We start from the raw sequence: 19,732 nt of genomic DNA on the forward strand, positions 1-19,732 counted from the left end.
ACTAAAAGATTTTGAAACCAGAAGAGATTGATCGTGTAATTGAAATGGCCTGGGAAGACAGAACGCCTTTTGATGTAATCAAGGCGCAGTTTGGGTTAAGCGAACAACAGGTAATAACCCTGATGCGCCGGGAAATGAAGCCGAGCAGTTTCAGAATGTGGCGGAAGCGCGTTCAGGGCCGGGTTACAAAGCATCTAAAATTGTCAGAAGTCCAAGATTACCGGTTCAAATCCAGCTTGCAGAAGCTAATCAGCGCAAACAAAATCAGCAAACGCCCTATCAATCTGTGATTGAGGGATTGGCTTAAGCATGTTACACGCTGCAACGGCGTTCTATTCGGTAGTATCAAACCAATGCTGTGTTATCTTATTATTAACCCCAACCATCCGGCGCTGCAAACGTTAACTTTGCAATTGGAAACAGGCGAAACTATTTATGACACGTGAAAAAACAAAGGTTGCTACTATGAAACTGTTTGCTGGGCTCTCTCTAATTCTCAGCCTGCCGGCCGTAAGTCAAACTAACGAAGATTTACCGATCAACAAGATCCAGGTCATCGGATCTCATAATAGTTACAAGCAAGCAATTGATACCGTTTTGTTTAGTGTGTTTCAACGAAAAGACTCTGTTTCAGTCAGCAAAATCGACTACGAGCATATCCCGATCACCCGGCAGCTTGACCTAGGCCTTCGCAATCTTGAAATAGACGTATATCCCGATGACAACGGCGGTAAATATGCGCATCCGAAAGGTCTTGACATGGCCCCTGGGCAAAAGCCATATGATCCGGAGGGTAAAATGAAACAACCCGGATTTAAAATTCTGCATGTTCCAGATCTGGATTTCCGCAGTCATTACCTCACATTGATTGATTGCCTAGAAGATCTGAGAAAATGGTCTGATGCAAATCCCGACCATAGCCCCATTTTCGTCACTCTGGAAGTGAAAGGTCCATTGGCGCAGGGCAGTGGTGTGGCAGCAGCAGTGCAAGGAGTCTCAGCAAAAAACTTCGACGAGCTGGATAAGATCCTGATGGACAACCTTGGCAAAGATCACATCATCACGCCTGATATGGTAAGGGGCAAGCATGAAAATCTGGAAAGCGCTGTTCTTCAAAATGATTGGCCAACCCTGAAAAACTCAAAAGGTAGGTATCTCTTCATTCTGGACGACTCCGGCGCAAAACGGGATTTGTATGTTGCAGGACATCCATCTTTGACGGGACGGACCATGTTTGTAAACGCTGCTCCGGGCACACCTGAGGCAGGTATGATGATCAGGAATAACCCCAGAGCAGCAGAAATTAAAGACCTTGTCAAAAAAGGTTATATCATCCGCACCCGCGCCGACTCAGATACCCGGGAAGCACGTGTCAATGACAGGAGTTCATTTGAAGCTGCCTGCAACTCCGGTGCGCAGATCATCACCACCGATTATTATATGAAAAGCACGCATTTCAAATCGGATTACTCCGTCAGCTTTGAAGGTGGCACCTATTTCCGGCCCAATCCGCTATTTTAAGGACTTTTTATCAATGCCGTAAAAGAAGGTTTGTAGTTCTCCCGCGAAGATTTCAGGCACTTCCAGGGCAGCAAAGTGACCGCCTTCTTTCATTTTCGTAAAGCTGACCACATTTACAAAGCGTTCCGCCCATTCTTTGGGAAACTGGGCTTCCCGAGGGAATGTTGCAACGCCGGAAGGTACGTCGGATTTCTGTAAAGGTTCGGCCCCGCTCCATTGTGCTGCGGCATCCACCTTGTACATCCGCATAGAAGTAGCAATTGTCTGCGTAACCCAGTAGATCATGATGTTGGTGAGCAATTCATCCTTTCCTCCGAAAGCATCTTCCAGGATATCCGGAGAAGCACCCGCAGTGCCAAAGCTGATAATCCAGGATGCCAATCCGGCAGGCGACTCATTCAGTCCATATGCGAGCGATTGCGGTTTGGTGGAATGTACCATCGCATATGCCCCTTCGCTGTACCACCACTCCTGCACAAACTCTGCAAATTGCTTTTCGGCCTCAGTCATAGTAGCAGGGTCTTCCTGTCCCATTGGGTAACCAAGGTCAGTGAAATGGACGCCGGCCACCACATCGGGATATTTGGACGCCAATGCTTTGGTTACACCCATACCCACGTCCCCGCCAGCTGCATAGAATTTCTCATAGCCTAGATTTTCAGTCATGAGTCCTTTCCATAAATCAGCAACCGCTTCGCTCGTGAGAGCCGTTTTATCGGAAAATCCAAACCCTGGAATGGATGGGATGATCAGATCAAAACTCTGTACGCCTTCGGTCAGTAGCGGAATAATCTTGTGAAATCGGTAGTAGCTGTCGGGCCAGCCGTGTGTCAATACGAGTGGTTTTGAGTTTTCGCTTTTTCCTTTGACATATTGAAAATGGATCTTCACCCCATTCACATTGGCGATGTATTGAGGATATATGTTAAGCGCTTTTTCCTGTTTACGCCAGTCGTATTCGGTGAGCCAATATTTCACCAGCTCTTTCAGGTATGCCTCGCTGGTGCCGAAGGTCCAGCCCGAGCCTGTTGCTTCGCCCGGCCAGCGGGTATTTTCCAAACGGCTTTTTAAATCATCAAGCACTTGTTGTGGGACTGATACTTTGAATATTTCCGTGTTTTCCATTGTTGACATCTTTTTGTTTATAAATAAGAAATAAGTTGGCTTAATCGTGATGAAGCGTAACAAGCGAAAAGCCTTTTCCGGCCGCCAGTTATTTTACTAAACAAAGGTATTACTGCGAAAGAAGGCTTTGCTAGGAAGAATGGCGGGAATAATGGTAAAAACTGCAGTGAGAAATTTTACCTCCGGCGGTATTCGGTGGGCGTCGTGTTTGTCAGCTTTTTGAACGACTTGTTGAAATGTGAGGCATCTTCAAAACCCAGCCAATAACATATCTCTTGTATGGATAAGCTGGTCTGTTTTAACAAACTTTTAGCTTCCATCATCACATATTCGTCAATAAATGTCTTCGCTGCTTTTCCTAACTCAGTCTGCAAAACTTCGCTTAGATATTTCGATGTAATATTGAGTTCATTTGCATAGTAGGATACCTCCTTATGCTCCGGAAAATGCTCAGCAACCAACCTTCTGAATGTCTGCGTGATTTTTTCCCCATTTGAAATAGAACCGTTTTTAGGCTTCCCGTCCAATTTAGTATGAAAGGAATCGGTCAACATCAACAGCGCATACACAATGCCCGGGATGGCACTTGGCTGGTCTTTTAATTCTTTCAATAAATTAAATAGCGAAGCCATCTTGTCGGTCTGGTCGGCTGTCAAACTGATGACATGCTTACCACCGTGAAAAAAAAACGGCATTGACTGTAAAAAGGAACTGCTTTGCATACCGTTAAACAATTCTTCTGTAAAATAAACGGTATCGTGTTCCGCAGTATAATTACCCTTCCATTGGCAAACCAACCCCGGCCCTATTGTCATCAGGCATCCGGTTTTCACGAGATAATCCGTGCTGCCGATCGTGAATACGTCTCCCTCACCCGAATACGTGATTCCCAGCCCATAGGTAGATGTTCGGAAGGGAAAGTTGACGTGGGCATTTTTATAAGTTTGTTTGTCGGCCAAAAAGTATGGGGCATAAAGGCTTTCTGAATTCTGATGTTTTAAAAACTCGTACAGGTTAAAGGATTTTAGATTAAGTTTTTGCTGCATGTCGGTTATGTACTTGTTGGCAAGGCAATGACATTGTTTTTACTATTAAAAGCAATTTTTCAATTCAATTACAGGCTTGTCGCCTTAATTCCACTAGCTCTCACAAGCCATTTCAATAGCCTCAATTGGCCTCTAACTAATCAACCCCGAAGCGAGAGAAACAGCTCGTAATATGCTTTCACCATCTTTTCCCAACTGTAATTGTCCATGGTGAATTGTTGGAAGTTCATTTTGTGAGCCTCAAAACCTTCGGGATTTGCTATCAGCTTATTAAGCTTAGAAGCCCAAATGTTTGAATCCTCAATGGGTAGCAAAAAACCATTTTTTTCGTGCTGAATGGCGTCGGGAATACCGTCGATGTTCGCCGCGAATACGGTGGCTCCTGCCAGGGCTGCTTCCAGACAAACCAGGCCAAAGCCTTCCATATCACCATTTACCGACACATTTGGCATAATGAAAGCGTCTGAAAATTTTAGTATCGCTTGCTTCTGCTCTTCCGGCAGGCGGCCCAGGTGCCTTACCTGTCCGTCGGCCCCTGGTATATCCAGTAATTCCCGGATTGCACCGGCATCGGAACCGAAACCCAGAAAAAGCATAATTTTCTGACGCAGGTTTTCAGGCACAACCGACAATACACGTTCCAGAATCTTCGGCTGTTTGTCGAACGGCCCGATGAACAAAACGATAAACGAACCATTCAGCTTTGGAACTACCTCACGAATAAACCACGAAAAGCCCTTTCGTTTAACCGGTCGACCAATAGCAAGCAGGATAAGCTTGCCAGGCGGAATGGCATACTGTTTCAAAAATTCGGGCTTTGGCCAGGACAAATTATGGGAATCGTCACTCCTTTGGTCCACTCCATTGCTGATAACGCTTACCTTATCTGCTGCAATTCCCAGGGCAATCGCGCGGTCCGCCGTGGCGCGGCTTACCGCTATTAAATGGTCAAATTGATTGAATTTTGGAAGGACGTGTTTCCGGTAAATCCCGCTGGGAAAGACAACGTCCAGACCATGCAGTGTTACGGTTCGTTTCAGGTGCTCATATCCTTTGTGCCAGATACAGAATGTAGCCAAAAGGGCATCATTAAAATGGATAACCTGTATTTTGGGATGTTGCTGGCACACTTGCAGGATCCTTTTCCTCAATTGCAGAAAAAAAAGTACCCTGCTGCCTGCTCCGTCATAGACAATGCGATGGACATTACAATGCCGCTGCATCCCTGTAATGAGCTCAAAACTCTGCTTTTCCATACCCCCCACCGACGGTGGAAATTTGTGGCTGACAAACAAAATCTCCATAGTCCGTCAAACAGTGCTTTTTTTCTTGTGTATGATTATAGAGTATAAGAGAACTCCGACCAATATCCAGAAGAGTTGCCGGGTGCGCCGCAAGGCGGAAACAGAAATCCAAAGCGGAATGCTCGCAAAACCGATCAGCGATAGCATCATCTTATTTCCCAACTCCTCAACACCCAGCTGGCCCGGAATAAAAGCCCCTGCGGCTTTAACGGCTATTACCCCCATATCAAGCACGAGGGAATCGACCAGTGAAATCGGATAGCCTAGAAGTTTTAATATGATGTAGAATTCCAGTGACCCAATGATCCAGTGAGAGGTAAAAAGGGTAAATGCAATCGCCAATTCTTTGGGATATTGGCGGTAAAAGCGACTGATCTCCAACCAAACTTCCATCATCCTCGACCTGAATCGTAGCCATTTGGCGTTTGTGCCGGCATATTTCAGCCACATGCTGCGCCTGAACTTCACTAGTCCATAAAACCCCGCGGCCAGTACCGCACAAACCACGGCAATGATTGCGAGGGAATGTGAAGGCCATGGTTCAGAGTCCAGCTTGTGGTTGAAAAGAAGCCAGGCAATTGCACTCAACAGCAGACAAACCTGGCTGGTAATCATGAGCAGCCTCGACACGACGACGGAGGCAACCACAGTCGGTGGATTAATTGCGTAAGGTTTGAGTAAGACGATTTTGAGCATATCTCCACCTGCAACACTAGCCGGGGTGAACATTCCGAATGTTTCGCATACATGCCGGATCACAAAAAGTCCTGCCTTGGGAATGCCTTTTCGGGCGTCGCTGAGGCAATACCACCAGCCTAGCGTGGCAAGCGAATAGGCGACAAAGGTGCTGAGAATCATCCAGCCAAAACCGGCCCCCGCCTTCATCAATGCAGCCTTCACCTCCGCGGGATCTATGACTTTAACATACTGCCACAGTAAAATCAGCACGCTCACTAAAAGCACTGCCTTGATAATCTTAATAGAACGCGGAGAGATTTTCAAGCCCTTTCATTTTCAATAATCAATGAAGCCAACTCAACCAGATCATCAAAGTAGATTTGCGCGAGTTCTTCCCAGTCAAACGCTTTGATATATTCCAGGGCATTTTTACGCAACGTCAGGCGCAAAGCTTCGTCTTCCAGGATAACGGCTATTTTCTCTACAAATGCATCCGGGTCGTCAGCCTTGCATTTGTAGCCGTTGAATCCGTTGGTAATCATGTCCTTACTTCCCCCACCGTCGGCAATAACCGGCACTAGTCCGGACGCCATGGCTTCTAATACTACGTTTCCAAATGTTTCGGAAATAGATGGGAAGATAAACAGCGAAGCGGATGCATAAAGCACAGACAAGCTGCCATGATCTAACTGGCCCAAAAAGATTGCATCAGGCATCCGTCTCTCACATTCCTTCCGGGCAGACCCATCCCCGGCGACGACCCAATTGTATTGAATACCCTTTTCTTTGAGTTTCGCGTAAATCGCTATCAAAGTTTCCAGGTTTTTTTCCCAAACCAAGCGACTCGCAAACAATATTACCGGACGATCATTGCCTGTTAATTGTCTTATATAAACTTCATTTTTCTTGTTTGGAGAGAAGAGGGTCGTATCTATTCCCCTTTGCCAGATTTTAATATTTTCCTTCGGCATCCCGCTTTCGATCAGCTCGCGTGCCAGTGTAACCGAAGGGATATATATTTTTTGACAATATCCGTAAAATTCATTCTGAGTTTTTCTGAGATAATTTCGAACCGGCCGTATCAGGAAAGGAAAGTATTTGAAATAGTAGCTGATATAGCTGATGAAATGCGTGTGATAGATGCTGATGACCGGAATATGTCTGCTGCGCGCATATTTCAAACCAAAGTGGCCCAGAAGCGATGGTGTTGCAATGTGGATCACGTCCGGTGCGAACCCATCAAGCTTACGCAAGAGTTCTTCGGTGCTGAAAGATGGAATGGCCAGTTTGTATTTCGGGTTCAGCGGGATTGGCAGTGTGGGAAGTTTTATACATTCGAATTGATTAATCCTGTCAGCTCCGCTTCCACAAACAAAAAGAAAATCAAATCTCCCGGCATCAATCCGGTCAAGAAGTTGAAACATCGTTCTGCTTGCGCCATCAAAATCTGGCACCAGGATTTCGGCAAAGAAAACAACCTTAATTTTTCTCATTCAATATATTTAAAACAACTAAGGTAAGAGATCACATTCTTTTTAAAGTGAACTGTATATTAATTCTCGCCATCACCTGGAAATATAACATATATTTTAAAATAAGTGCATTAAGATAATAACAGGGTAATGTATACCTGGCATACCGGTCACATGCTAACGGTAATTTTGTTGCAGGTCAACTTTGATTACATGTCTGGTCAAACCAACAAAAATCTCATTGCACGCCACTCGATTTGGCTCTCTCTTCTCTTCCCTTTTTTAATTAGCAGTACCGAATTCAAACGGACATCCGTTGAAACGCTTCCTTCCCTACTTAACCTTGCCCACCTTAAAAGCGGCAATCTTTCAGTAATCTCATACAACATTGCAGGCCTTCCACAGATCATTTCGAGTGCCACCACGGACCGAGCAGCGAGCACCGAAGAAATTGGTCGAAAACTCAACCGGTTTGACATTGCGCATGTCCAGGAAGACTTCAACTATAACCGGTTTCTCTATCGGGCAAGCGAGCATAACTTCCGGACGATTACGAAAGGAAAAGTGCTGTTCGGAGATGGATTAAATACCCTTTCCAAATTTCCAATCCACAATGTGAAACGGATCAAATGGAATGACTGTTCAGGTGCGGATTGCCTCACACCCAAAGGTTTTACATATAGCCAATTGGAAATAGCAAAAGGTGTTTTTATCGATTTTTACAATGTGCATGCCAATGCCTATAACCATTTGGCGGCGGCAGCAGCCCGCCGGAAAAATATCATGCAGCTGTCGGACTTTATTCAAACGAATTCGATCGGAAATGCGGTGGTCGTGATGGGTGACCTCAACGGGCACTATTCTTACGGGCACGACAACATCGGCTTGCTGACCACTGGGCATGGTCTCGAAGACTCATGGATCGTGCTCAAAAACAATGGAGCATTCCCGGTAAGTTCGCTTGATATGCCAGCAAGCAATATCCTTGCCCTGAGTGATTCATCGGAAACAATAGATAAAATCCTCTATCGGAGCAGTCCCGCTATTCAACTCAAAGCGGTAGATTACCGACTTGAAAACAACCTTTTCAAAAATGCGGAAGGATTGCCCCTCTCCGACCACCACCCTGTGAGTGCCCGCATCATGTGGACAACCCACATTCAGGACCAGCCCCGGTTGACCGTCTCCGACAATTAACCCTGATTGGTTTTTTCAGGATGATCAACCTTCGTCTCCCCCATCTCCATCATTATCCTCGCGATCTCTATCCTTAGACCTGTTGAGCCTGTATGAAAAGGTGACCAGGAACTGGCGTGCCCGCCATTGAAACTCTGAACTGGAATAGTATCCGGCATTCTGCACCACCTGGCGTTGTTTTCTGGTATTAAATAAGTCACGTACGCCGGCCGTAACGGTGGCCCTGCCTTTGAGCAAGTCGCGCGAAAGTCCCAAGTCAATAAAATATTGCGCAAGCTCGCGCCCCTGAGTGGTTTTTCGGGGTGCTCTATAATTGAATGATAATTGAAAATCCAAACTTTTGAAGAGCGTGACCCGGGATGAAATCCGGCTTGTCCATGAATAAGTATCGCTTTTTAATAACCGATCCTGATAAACCCCTTCATTAATTGCCCGGAATATATTGGCGTTTGCCGTCCATTTCCACCATTCGAAAGGATCATATGTCAGGTTAAATTCAAATCCATAAGAGTCTCCGGTTGATAAATTGACAGGTCTGATGGTGGTAAAGCCCGTTGAGTCAACCGAAGTAATATTTTCGACAACACCCAACCTGTGACGATAATAGACACTCGACAGTAATGTCCCTTTTGACATGTTAAGCAAATGCCCTGCTTCAAACGAATGGGTATATTCCGGGTTTAGCAACGGATTACCCAACCTGAAAACGCGGGAATCACTAAAACTTGAAAATGGAAGCAGGTCCCTGAAACTTGGTCGGCTTAAACGATAACTGTAACTTAACTGCAGTGTCTGGGCGTCTTTGAGTTTATAGGTAAGGTGTAGGCTTGGAAACAGGTTGAAGTATTTGCGGTGGTTAGCCTCACTCGTCTTTTTCAGCTCGGTCTGAATATCTGAATATTCCCCACGCAAGCCCGCCTGCATGAAAAATTTGCCGAATTGATTGCTGGCCATCAGATAACCCGCATGGATTTTCTCATCATAAGCAAGCCGGTTATCGAATTGGGGAAGAATAACCCAATTGCCTTCCTCATTTTGCTGCTGAACCGAGAAGTCATTGTCAAGCAACCTGATAGAACTTTTGAGCCCGGTTTCAAGCTTGCCATTTTTCCCAAATGGATATATATAATCCAATTGAAAAAGGATGTTCTTTTCATCTTCAGTATTGTAGGAACGCTGCATAAGATTGGCGAGCCCTTCTGTTGTACTCTGATTAAACTTTGCAGCCTCCGTTTCGTCGCTCACAATGTACTTTGCCGAAAATTCGAGGCTCTGACCTTTCTTCTCAAAGGTTTTACTATAATTAAGTGCTGCTTCAAGGTTGTTTCGAGGTTCTGTTTCTTTTTCTGTGCGTACTACTGTTCTGGTTAAGTTGTTATTGAAATCAAAGTCACGGTATTCTAGCCTAGAGTTATTACTGTTTTGGGAATTCCGATAAGACAAAGTCCCGGTAAGCGTATTTTGGTCATTGACAAAATAATCCATCCCTACCATGAAGCTATTGGAATATCCACCCCTTGTCCGTTTATTAACCTGCTCGTAAACAAAACTTGTATCGGCGCCATTGTACACTTGCCGGGAAGTTCCTTTACCCGGGCCTTCCCGGTAGATGTTCCCGTAGCTCGCAATTAGGTTGACCTTCTTTTTGCGGTAGTTGACGTTGAATGAACCGCCAAAGTTGGACGGATACCCTGCTGTGGCAGTGAATGATCCGTTCAATCCGTACTTGATATTTTTCTTCATCACGATATTGAGGATCCCCACTTCGCCCTCGGCATCATATCGCGACGATGGGTTTGTAATGATTTCTATGCTCTCAATCAGGTCACCGGGAATCTGGCGAAGCGCCTCGGCAGGGTTCATTCCCACCATCCCGGACTGTTTGCCATCAATCAAAATCCGGACGTTACCGCTTCCGCGGAGCGCTACATTGCCATCCACATCTACGGTAACCGAAGGCATGTTGTTTAAAATATCAGAAGCGTTGCTTCCAAGATTGCTCAGGTCCTTACCGACATTGAAAACCCTCTTGTCAAGCTGCAAATCCATCTGGCTTTTTTCCCCTGTCACTAAAAGCTCTTGCAATTGTTTTGCATCTGCATTCAATGATATGATTCCCAAGTTTACTGCCTGATCCTGAACGACTACACTGGGTACAATCTTCTCATTGAGGCCTAAATAGGAGATTTTGAGGAAATATTTTCCAGGTTCGGCAGGAATAGCAAAATTCCCCTTTTCATCAGAGACAGCGCCTCCAATCAGTGCAGAATCCAGTGATGAGTAAAGGGCGACGTTTGCAAAAAGAATGGGCTTGTTATTGGCTTCTTCAAGGTTGCCGCTGATGATTAAATCATTTACCGGCACATCTTGTGCGAGAATGGAGTTTAACCCGGACAACAAAAGAAGTATAATAAAATAAAAGGTTTTCATTTGGGTGGTTCAATTAAGTGAGTCAGTCGGTTAGTCAAACCCCAATAAGAAACGGATCAGACTGATGGAGTACTTGTTACCAGAAAATTTCACACCAGCAACGCTTCTTCTCAAATGATTTTCTGCGCAACCAAGTCTTACCAAAGATGACTAGTTTTACCGTCATGGCAAAACTAATCAACCTTCATTCCTTCAAGAAATTCTTTCAATCCAGCTCAACGGGTGGGATCATCCTGATCATTTGTGTGATCATCTCAATCATTATTGCAAACACAAGCGCCGGACCTGTCCTCGAAGCATTTCTGGCTACCGAAATCGGGGCGGAAATGGCTGGCATTCACCTCCGGTATCCTGTTTTGCTCTGGATCAATGATGGGTTAATGGCGATTTTCTTTCTGTTGGTAGGCCTTGAAATCAAAAGGGAAATGGTGGAAGGAGAACTTTCTTCTTTCAAAAAAGCGTCTTTACCAATCCTGGCAGCAATCGGGGGAGTAATGATACCGGCGACGATTTACTTCGCTATTAACACGGGCACCGAAACGGCTGGTGGTTGGGGGATACCGATGGCAACCGACATTGCTTTCGCTATTGCCGTCATTTCAATGCTGGGAAAACGTGCGCCGTCTTCATTAAAAATATTTCTTTCAGCATTGGCGATTGTTGACGATTTAATGGCGATACTGGTTATCGCCCTATTCTATTCCAATAAGATCCATTACAACTACCTTTTGTATGCGCTAGGGATTTTTATTTTCCTGCTGCTCCTCAACAAACTGAAAGTCAAGAATCTGGCTGCATATCTGGTCCCTGGACTTTTTATCTGGTATTTTATCCATCACTCAGGCGTACATGCAACCATTGCGGGTGTGCTGACTGCGTTTGCCCTGCCGACTACCCCGGACTCAACCGAATCACCTCTGGAAAAGCTGGAACGTATCCTCGTCAACCCCGTCAATTTCGTCATTATGCCCATTTTTGCCCTTGCAAACACCAATATCAAGTTCGAATCGGGAATGCTGCAAGGACTGACCACCGCACTTGGGCTTGGCATTATCGCCGGACTTGTTACTGGAAAGCCAATGGGCATAACACTATTCTCATGGATCGCTGTCAAGATTGGGATTGGTAAAATGCCAAGGCATGCTTCCTGGATGCATATCATTGGTGTAGGGATGCTTGGAGGAATCGGTTTTACAATGTCCATATTTATTGCCCTGCTTTCTTTTTCCGGACAGGAAATAATCCTTTCGAAGGCTAAATTCTCCGTATTAACCGCTTCGGTTATGTCTGGTATTATTGGCTATGTCTGGCTGAGTATGGTTGAAAGTGAAAGGAACAAATCAAGGACCAGAACGACCAAATTATAAATGGAATCGCTTCATGAGGCTATGCCATAATCAACGTTCTTGCAAATCTTAACAATTCCTGTTTTTCCTGCAAAGTTCTTTGCAGGGGTAACTGCGCCAATCCAATCAGCCGCCTGATGATTTCGATACCTGCGAACTGATTCAGTGTAGCGTAATCGATTTGATTGATGGAGCTATACCTATCCAATGTAAAATCGATTAATGACTTGCCTTGCCCCGCCAGGTGCAGGTGCGCTATCATGACACCCAGATCAAACCCGGCCGGACCATAAAAGCAGAATTCGGGGTCGATAATTTTGATCCCATGCATTGTTTCAAGCCAGCTTCCAGGATAAAAATCTCCGTGCAAAAGGCAGTTTCCGGTAGAAAGATAGATTTGACCTAATCGCTCAACCTCATTTTTTAGCTCCTTATCATCCTTATAAATAGCGGCAACAGCCTGCAATCCTGGCTGGACCGAATCCAGATCAAAGCCATTTTTTTCCATGAACGGATATAAAAAAATGTGCTCATGATTAAGCGACCTCATCGCACTGTTGCTAAAATTTTCCCCTGGTGAAAGGCTGTAAAAATTCTTATGCAAGCTGCCCAAAAAATCAGTCAACTGCGTAAGTTGAGAGATTTCGATAACCTTAAATGAATTATACAGAAACATAAAATCACTCGCCTCGCCCAGGTCTTCCAAAGCCATGATATTGTTGACCTGATCAACGCCAATGAGTTCCGGGGTAAACTTCGCAATGAATGGGTCAACCTTTGTCGTTTGATAAAAAGCGCCTTCCATTAAAACCCGCTCAGCAGGTGCAAGGACATTCGGGTATTTTTCGACATATCCCCTGGATTGCTTAATGACGAAAGATCTCTCACGGGTAGTAATTCGCAGAACATAATTCATATTCCCTTCGCCCGGCACTGAAACCTGACTGATCGCTTCATTGCTTGATAACCATTCCTGGCGCTGCAAATAAATTTCCAGCGAAGTAATATCGTTTGCGTCCAGAATAAACATGTGTGGCTGTCTAGGGTAAATTATGAATCAAAGTTTTTCATTTTTTGCGTCCAGTCGTATTCTTTGAATTTCAATGAGTAGTCTGAAAAATCCTGGCTCAGGTATTTTTTCAAAATGATTCTTATTCCCTTATTTCCGCCAAAGTCAGCTTTGAACCATTGCAATATCCTGCTGACCATTACCTGTTTTTCCAGCGAATCGATCTGCGTGTCTGTTTTTAAAAACGATGATGCGGCAATACTAAGTTGTTTGTCAATTTTACTATAATCGTAAAAAGCAATCGGCGGACAGCTGGTCGCACCACAGTTTAAGGCAAAATGAATACGGTAATCTATTTGTGAAACCGCGAGCTGCTTAATGATCTTGCCCGGGAAAAACTGCGGCAGATAGCCCAGACTAAATTTGGACCGATACCTTCTCAGGATTCCATGTTCGATCTGGTCAAGACTCAGCCTTACCCCGCCAATGGTGATCCGTTTTTCTTTAAAAATAGCAGGTCTGGTTTTCTTCTCCTTAGTTGCAAGAATCTGAAAATAGGCGTTATAGATGTTGATCCAGAATGTTTTACGGGCATCATCGTTGGACAGGCTCCAAATCAGACTATCGGTTTCTATTTTCGCCAAAACCTCGCGAAGACTATCAACGGGTTCATCCATCTTTACCTGCAAAAGCAGTTTTCCGGATAAATCCACCAATTTCCGGTCAGGCTCCTTGTTAGTTTGACCGGTCACAGGCAGTAAGCCAATTCCCCATAGGGCCAAAACAATGCCTGCTATTATCCATATCCATTTTAATTGATTCATCATTAATCCGTCAAAATGCTGCACCAATTACCGAAGCAGACTTTAAATTACAAATCCCGTTCTTTTTACAAAACTATTTACTGTTCGCCCCCGTACATACGGACAGTAATATTATTTAGATTGTTCAACCGGATTATGCCGGTACACTTATGAAGCTCAGTGTAATCATTCCCACTTATAATGAGGCCGCCAACATTGCTGGTCTTGTCAGGGATTTGTACAGATATGCTGGTGAACAATGCATTGAAGTCATTGTATCGGATGGCGGAAGCAAAGATGCTACCATGGACATAGCTGCATTAGCTGGCGCCAGCGTGATCAAATCTCCCAAACCGGGCCGAGCAGCACAAATGAATTACGCCTCCCAATTTGCACAAGGCGACGTACTTTATTTTGTTCACGCGGATGTTGGCATACATCCCGATTATTTTAAAGACATTGAAAATGCAGTCTCAGATGGTTTTGATGCCGGTTGTTACCGCTTTCGCTTTGATTCTGACCGCGCGATACTCAAGATTAATAGTTACTTTACACGATTTAACAGGCTGATGTGCCGCGGCGGTGACCAGACCCTTTTTGTTACCAGAAAATTGTTTGATCAGCTTAATGGATTCGACGAGTACCACACCATTATGGAGGACTACGATATCATCATCCGGATCTGGAAAATCGCGCGGTTTAAGATCATTCCCAAGGAGGTAATCGTTTCTGCCAGGAAATATGAGAACAATAGCTGGCTGCGGGTACAACTTGCCAATCTGACCGCGTTTACCATGTTTTATTTAAAAAAAGAACCGGCCAGCATTGCTTTAAAATATAAATCCATGCTGGATTACCTGTGAGAACCCGGCATACTCAATCTTTATAATTCTCATTTTCGTATATAAACGATCATCTTAACCTGCCAAAAATGAATACCTACTATAACCCGGAAGACCTGAAAAAATTTGGTTCAATTGGGGAATTCCAAAAAGAACTGGCCGATAAATTTTTCTCCTATTATGGCTCCGTTTTTGCCGAAGGTGCACTCACAGCCCGGGAAAAATCACTTATTGCCCTGGCTGTTTCGCATACCGTCCAATGTCCTTACTGCATTGATGCCTACACCACAGATACCCTTGAAAAAGGATGCTCGGAAGCAGAGATGATGGAGGCTGTGCACGTGGCGGCCGCCATTAGAGGTGGGGCGACTTTGGTACACGGTGTTCAGATGATGAACAAAGCAAAAGACCTTTCGATGTAGGCAACAGTCGGCGTTTTTGAACAAAATATTGATCCAATGAAATCACTCAAGGCAAGCGGGCATGTGTTGGCGGATTCTGCATCGCAAATCAAGACATTGCATGACGAGGTTTTCGAGAATTTGCATCTGCCTCTTTTTGAACAAAAGCTGGAAGCCGCATCTCTGTTTCCTTTGAAAGCAATACGCACTACTACCATGCAGATCAATGTGGGTAAAATGTGCAATCAGATCTGCAAGCACTGCCACGTGGATGCAGGTCCCGACCGGAAGGAAATCATGACCAGGCATACCATGCAGCAATGTCTGGATACGCTTACGAATTCTGAAATTACCACCGTTGATCTCACAGGCGGAGCGCCCGAAATGAATCCGGATTTTCGCTGGTTTGTTCAGCAACTTACTGCACTTGGCAAGCACATCATCGTACGCTGTAACCTGACCATTATCGTTGCCAATCCAAAATACCATGACCTGCCAGACTTTTTCAAGGAACATGGGGTGGAAGTGGTCAGCTCGTTACCCTTTTATAATGCCGATAAGACAGACCGGCAGAGAGGTAAAGGTGTTTTTGCGGATTCAGTAAAGGCATTAAGGATGCTAAACGCAAGAGGTTATGGTGTAGAAGGCAGCGGGCTTATTCTTAATTTAGTATATAATCCAAATGGGGCATTCATGCCTGCCCCGCAGCAAGGCTTGGAGCGCCAGTTTAAAAAGGCACTGCTTGATGAATTCGGTATTGTATTTAATGAGCTTTTTGCAATTACCAATATTCCTGTCAGCCGTTATCTGGACTATTTGATCAGCTCCGGCAATTATGACGGCTACATGGAAAAACTTGTTAATGCCTTCAATCCGGTTGCTGCAACCGGTGTCATGTGCAGGTCGATGGTTTCCGTCGGGTGGGATGGCTTATTGTACGATTGTGATTTCAATCAAATGCTGGACATGGAATTTGCCCCTGAATACAACCACATCAGCCGCTATAATCAGGAGTTGATAGATCACCGTGAGATCCTGACCGGCCAGCATTGCTATGGCTGCACCGCAGGCGCAGGTTCCAGTTGCGGCGGTAACACGATCTAGCCTCTTACTTATGACCAGTGCTGTTATCGTTTTTTTGAAGAATTTGAGCCTGGGGAAGGTTAAAACCAGATTGGCAGCGACCATTGGCGACCAAAAAGCCCTTGATATTTATGGCCAGCTCGTTGCACATACCTTAAAGCAGGTCAGCCAGACCGAACAGGACGCACTGCTTTACTTCTCGGATCATCTGGATAGCGATCTGCCACAAATCGAAAAACAATTTTCCCTTCGACTACAAAAAGGAGATGATTTGGGAGAACGGATGTCAAATGCATTTGAAGACGTATTCGATTCACCTGCCCAGAAAGTAATGATCATTGGAACTGATTGCCCTGGTTTGGATTCATCCATTATTGAACAGGGCTTTGATGCCCTGGATGCGCATCAGGTTGTGATAGGGCCGGCGACTGACGGCGGTTATTATCTTCTTGGCATGAAAAACTTCTACGGCTGTCTCTTTGAAGACATCCCATGGAGTACCTCCAAAGTACTGGAATTGACACTTAATAAATGTGCTAACCAGAAGCTTACATATACTTTGCTTAAAGAACTTTCAGACATTGATAATGAAACTGACCTTCGTTCTTGGAATGAATTGCAAGGGAATGATCTGTCGACACGCATCAAATACTGATAAACCTCGCAATGGTTAGCCGAAATTGTTGCGCTTTACTAAAGTAACTATAAGGTAATACCCCTTCAGCTTATATATTGGTTTGATTATTATAATTTGACAAGTGAGGTTTGAAATTTAAAACTGTAACATGTCAGCAACACCCCGCCAAAATTCGATCGAAGAGCCTGGCAAGCTTGCAATTACAGATTTAAAAACCGGCCTATCCAGTCAGGAAGCAGCGCTGCGCACCGAGCAATTTGGCCTGAACGAATTAGAACAAGTAAAGCCCGAAAGTATCTGGTCCATCCTTTTACGGCAGGTTAACAGTGTCATTGTCTGGATCCTGGCAGCGGCTGCAATCGTGTCCTTTTTCATTGGAGATACCCTTGAAGGCTTTGCGGTGATTGCGGTGATTTTGATCAATGCAATGACCGGTTTTATACTCGAATACAATGCCCGGCAGTCCATGGAGGCATTGCGAAAACTGGACACTACACCAGCCAGGGTACTGCGTGACGGAAAAATCAAAGAAGTCCCTTCCGATCAGTTGACAATGGGCGATATCCTGATTTTAGAGGCCGGTGACCTGATACCTGCGGATGCGCGCATTTTAGAAGTCAATCAGCTGACGGTTGACGAATCGGCACTCACGGGCGAGTCTGTCCCTTCTCAAAAAAGTACGGATCCGTCGGCCGAAGACACGCCACTGGGCGACCGGCACGACTGGCTATTTAAAGGAACTGCTATCACCAATGGAAACGCCAAAGCGTTGGTGACCAAAATTGGACAATCTACTGAGCTGGGTAAGATCGCAACCATGGTTAGCGAAGCGAAGCGCACGGCCACACCCCTGGAGGCGAAACTGGATGCATTGGGTAAAGTGCTGATCTGGGTCACACTCGGCATGGCGACGCTATTTTTAATCGTTGGATTTTTGAGAGGGCAGGAGATTAAACAGTTGATAGAAACAGCCGTGGCATTAGCTATTGCAGCGATTCCGGAAGGCATGTCCGTAGTTGCCACCGTTGCGCTGGCCTATGGGATGCTTCGCCTGGCTGAAAAGAAAGTGATTGTAAAACGGCTGTCTGCCGTTGAAACATTGGGAGGGACCAATGTTATTTTCACCGACAAAACCGGCACACTTACCCAAAATAAAATTGAAGTTCAAACCTTGCGTGTTGCTGGAAATGATTTTACAATTCGGCTGGATACAAATAATGAGGGTGCTCGAAAATTGGAAGTCATTAAGGGTGATCAGGAGCTCATCCATTCTCCCGATTTTGAGATGTTATCCCGAATCGGCGCTCTGGTTAATAACGCACAGCTGGATTCCAAAAAATCAGATCGGAAAGAATTGGGTGACCCTGTCGAAGTTGCCTTGCTTGTGTATGCACGAGCTTCTGGTATAGATCTTCACAAGCTACATAAGGATTATAAACGTCAGGCCGAACAAGCGTTCAGTTCCGACACGCGTATGATGGCTACCCTTGACCTGGTCGGAACGGACTACTTTATTGGTGTAAAAGGCGCGGTAGAAGAAGTCTCTGCACTTTGTAACTGGGATAATCCGGAAGATAGAAATAGGGAACTTGAAATATCCGAGGCGATGGCAGCTGACGGGCTTCGAACCCTTGCGTTCGCGTACCGGCAAACTGATCGCAAACCGGGCGAAAACTTTACAAATGACGAAAAACTGACCTATGCGGGGCTGATCGGCTTTCTTGATCCGCCGCGTAAGGAAGTGATTAAATCTTTAAATGCATGTCATGAAGCGGGTATAAAGGTTATTATGGTTACTGGTGACCATCCGGCTACTTCGCTGAAAATCGCTAAACAGGTCAACCTGATAGGACCGGAAGAGCAATTGGTGATCACGGGAAAGGAGCTCGAATCATTTGACTTTTCATCTGCGGATGATCAAAACAAAATGATCCAGTGCCACGTATTTGCCCGGGTAAATCCTGCGCAGAAACTGGATATGATCGATTTCTACCAAAAACAGGGGGACATTGTCGGCATGACCGGCGATGGCGTGAATGACGCACCTGCATTAAAAAAATCGGATATCGGTATAGCGATGGGGCTGCGCGGAACTGCTGTTGCCGCCGAAGCAGCTGACATGGTTTTGAAAGATGATTCCTTCGCATCCATCGTGCTCGCAATTGAGCAGGGAAGAGTGATTTTTGAAAACATCAGAAAGTTCATCGTTTTTCTGTTGTCCTGTAATATGAGTGAAATTTTTGTTGTCACATTTGCAGGCTTTCTTAATGTGGGAAGTCCGCTCCTACCGTTGCAAATCCTTTTCATTAATATCATTACAGACGTTTTCCCAGCACTTGCATTGGGTGTTGGCAAAGACAACAAGAAACTAATGAAATCTCCACCAAGGGATCCAAAACAGCCCATTCTACAAATGGCAGATTGGAAACGGATTGTATTTTATGCCCTCGTTATGACAATTTCTGTACTGGGCGTTTACTGGTATGCAATCAATCAATTAGGGTTGAGCCCGGAGGAAGGAAACACCATTACATTTTATGCGCTTTCACTGGCACAGCTGCTACATGTATTTAACCTGTACTCCGGTAAACTGCGTTTTTTTAGCAACGAAGTCACACGGAACAAATTTATCTGGATGGCGCTGGTTTTGTGCATCCTAATTATGTTTGCAACCAACTACATTCCCTTCTTCCGACAAATACTTTCGCTTCAAATCATTGACATTAATTCCCTCAAACTGATATTGGCTGCCGGGATTGTTCCTGTTTTGGTAATACAAGCGGTGCGCATATTATACCCCATAAAATAATACAGCTTAGACAGGCAATCAAGAATAGA

Annotated in this window: 17 protein-coding genes; 9 read left to right on the forward strand and 8 right to left on the reverse strand. The window is 45.0% G+C overall.

The window, feature by feature from the left end; translation table 11 throughout:
* Nucleotides 1-8 precede the first annotated feature (8 nt).
* Nucleotides 9-290: a TIGR03643 family protein gene (locus FHS68_RS17980; protein WP_310588599.1), complete on the forward strand. Its 282-nt coding sequence runs from the start codon at nucleotides 9-11 to the stop codon at nucleotides 288-290.
* A 175-nt stretch (nucleotides 291-465) separates the two neighbouring features.
* Nucleotides 466-1,521 (forward strand): phosphatidylinositol-specific phospholipase C1-like protein, encoded by a 1,056-nt coding sequence (locus FHS68_RS17985; RefSeq protein ID WP_167272771.1) that lies wholly within the window; start codon nucleotides 466-468, stop codon nucleotides 1,519-1,521.
* On the opposite strand, the gene FHS68_RS17990 is transcribed toward FHS68_RS17985, so the two are convergent.
* From FHS68_RS17990 to FHS68_RS18010, 5 genes are all read right to left on the reverse strand, one after another.
* Nucleotides 1,513-2,646 carry an epoxide hydrolase family protein gene (locus FHS68_RS17990; protein ID WP_167272772.1) on the reverse strand — a complete coding sequence of 378 codons (1,134 nt, stop codon included), beginning with the start codon at nucleotides 2,644-2,646 and terminating at the stop codon, nucleotides 1,513-1,515. The two genes, FHS68_RS17985 and FHS68_RS17990, sit on opposite strands and share 9 nt — an antisense overlap.
* Nucleotides 2,647-2,822: 176 nt before the next feature.
* Nucleotides 2,823-3,692, reverse strand: coding sequence for a helix-turn-helix domain-containing protein (locus FHS68_RS17995; RefSeq protein ID WP_167272775.1), 870 nt, complete (start codon nucleotides 3,690-3,692; stop codon nucleotides 2,823-2,825).
* A gap of 140 nt (nucleotides 3,693-3,832) precedes the next feature.
* Nucleotides 3,833-4,948 carry a glycosyltransferase family 4 protein gene (locus FHS68_RS18000; RefSeq protein ID WP_208408343.1) on the reverse strand — a complete coding sequence of 372 codons (1,116 nt, stop codon included), beginning with the start codon at nucleotides 4,946-4,948 and terminating at the stop codon, nucleotides 3,833-3,835.
* Between the two features lie 54 nt (nucleotides 4,949-5,002).
* Nucleotides 5,003-5,998 (reverse strand): lysylphosphatidylglycerol synthase domain-containing protein, encoded by a 996-nt coding sequence (locus FHS68_RS18005; RefSeq protein WP_167272780.1) that lies wholly within the window; start codon nucleotides 5,996-5,998, stop codon nucleotides 5,003-5,005.
* Nucleotides 5,995-7,167: a glycosyltransferase family 4 protein gene (locus FHS68_RS18010; RefSeq protein ID WP_167272782.1), complete on the reverse strand. Its 1,173-nt coding sequence runs from the start codon at nucleotides 7,165-7,167 to the stop codon at nucleotides 5,995-5,997. The genes FHS68_RS18005 and FHS68_RS18010 overlap by 4 nt, the downstream gene beginning before the upstream one ends.
* 192 nt (nucleotides 7,168-7,359) lie before the next feature.
* On the opposite strand from FHS68_RS18010, the gene FHS68_RS18015 reads away from it, so the two are divergent.
* Nucleotides 7,360-8,343: an exonuclease/endonuclease/phosphatase family protein gene (locus FHS68_RS18015; protein ID WP_167272785.1), complete on the forward strand. Its 984-nt coding sequence runs from the start codon at nucleotides 7,360-7,362 to the stop codon at nucleotides 8,341-8,343.
* A 24-nt stretch (nucleotides 8,344-8,367) separates the two neighbouring features.
* Here the strand turns inward: FHS68_RS18015 and FHS68_RS18020 are convergent, their stop codons facing one another.
* Entirely contained in the window at nucleotides 8,368-10,773 is a 2,406-nt protein-coding gene (locus FHS68_RS18020) for a TonB-dependent receptor (protein WP_167272787.1), read from the reverse strand.
* A gap of 164 nt (nucleotides 10,774-10,937) precedes the next feature.
* Between FHS68_RS18020 and nhaA the strand changes: the two genes are divergently transcribed.
* On the forward strand, nucleotides 10,938-12,140 hold the full coding sequence (nhaA, locus tag FHS68_RS18025) for a Na+/H+ antiporter NhaA (RefSeq protein ID WP_167272790.1): 1,203 nt from the start codon (nucleotides 10,938-10,940) through the stop codon (nucleotides 12,138-12,140).
* Between the two features lie 19 nt (nucleotides 12,141-12,159).
* On the opposite strand, the gene FHS68_RS18030 is transcribed toward nhaA, so the two are convergent.
* Together FHS68_RS18030 and FHS68_RS18035 are read right to left on the reverse strand one after the other, a co-directional pair.
* A complete protein-coding gene (locus FHS68_RS18030; RefSeq protein WP_167272793.1) occupies nucleotides 12,160-13,149 on the reverse strand; it encodes a phosphotransferase in 990 nt (329 codons plus the stop codon).
* A gap of 20 nt (nucleotides 13,150-13,169) precedes the next feature.
* Nucleotides 13,170-13,955, reverse strand: coding sequence for a DUF547 domain-containing protein (locus FHS68_RS18035; protein WP_167272795.1), 786 nt, complete (start codon nucleotides 13,953-13,955; stop codon nucleotides 13,170-13,172).
* Nucleotides 13,956-14,101: 146 nt separating this feature from the next.
* On the opposite strand from FHS68_RS18035, the gene FHS68_RS18040 reads away from it, so the two are divergent.
* The 5 genes from FHS68_RS18040 (at nucleotide 14,102) to FHS68_RS18060 (ending at nucleotide 19,703) form a co-directional block, all read left to right on the forward strand.
* Nucleotides 14,102-14,794: a TIGR04283 family arsenosugar biosynthesis glycosyltransferase gene (locus FHS68_RS18040; protein ID WP_167272798.1), complete on the forward strand. Its 693-nt coding sequence runs from the start codon at nucleotides 14,102-14,104 to the stop codon at nucleotides 14,792-14,794.
* 68 nt (nucleotides 14,795-14,862) lie between these two features.
* Nucleotides 14,863-15,195: an arsenosugar biosynthesis-associated peroxidase-like protein gene (locus tag FHS68_RS18045; protein WP_082217972.1), complete on the forward strand. Its 333-nt coding sequence runs from the start codon at nucleotides 14,863-14,865 to the stop codon at nucleotides 15,193-15,195.
* A gap of 36 nt (nucleotides 15,196-15,231) precedes the next feature.
* The gene (gene arsS / locus FHS68_RS18050; RefSeq protein ID WP_167272800.1) at nucleotides 15,232-16,278 is read left to right on the forward strand and encodes an arsenosugar biosynthesis radical SAM (seleno)protein ArsS; all 1,047 of its coding nucleotides are present in this window, start codon (nucleotides 15,232-15,234) and stop codon (nucleotides 16,276-16,278) included.
* Between the two features lie 10 nt (nucleotides 16,279-16,288).
* Complete coding sequence (locus tag FHS68_RS18055; protein ID WP_167272803.1) at nucleotides 16,289-16,912, forward strand: TIGR04282 family arsenosugar biosynthesis glycosyltransferase; 624 nt, start codon at nucleotides 16,289-16,291, stop codon at nucleotides 16,910-16,912.
* Nucleotides 16,913-17,042: 130 nt separating this feature from the next.
* On the forward strand, nucleotides 17,043-19,703 hold the full coding sequence (locus tag FHS68_RS18060; protein ID WP_167272806.1) for a cation-translocating P-type ATPase: 2,661 nt from the start codon (nucleotides 17,043-17,045) through the stop codon (nucleotides 19,701-19,703).
* Nucleotides 19,704-19,732: the final 29 nt, after the last annotated feature.

The organism is Dyadobacter arcticus (assembly GCF_011762185.1).
Taxonomy (GTDB): domain Bacteria; phylum Bacteroidota; class Bacteroidia; order Cytophagales; family Spirosomataceae; genus Dyadobacter; species Dyadobacter arcticus.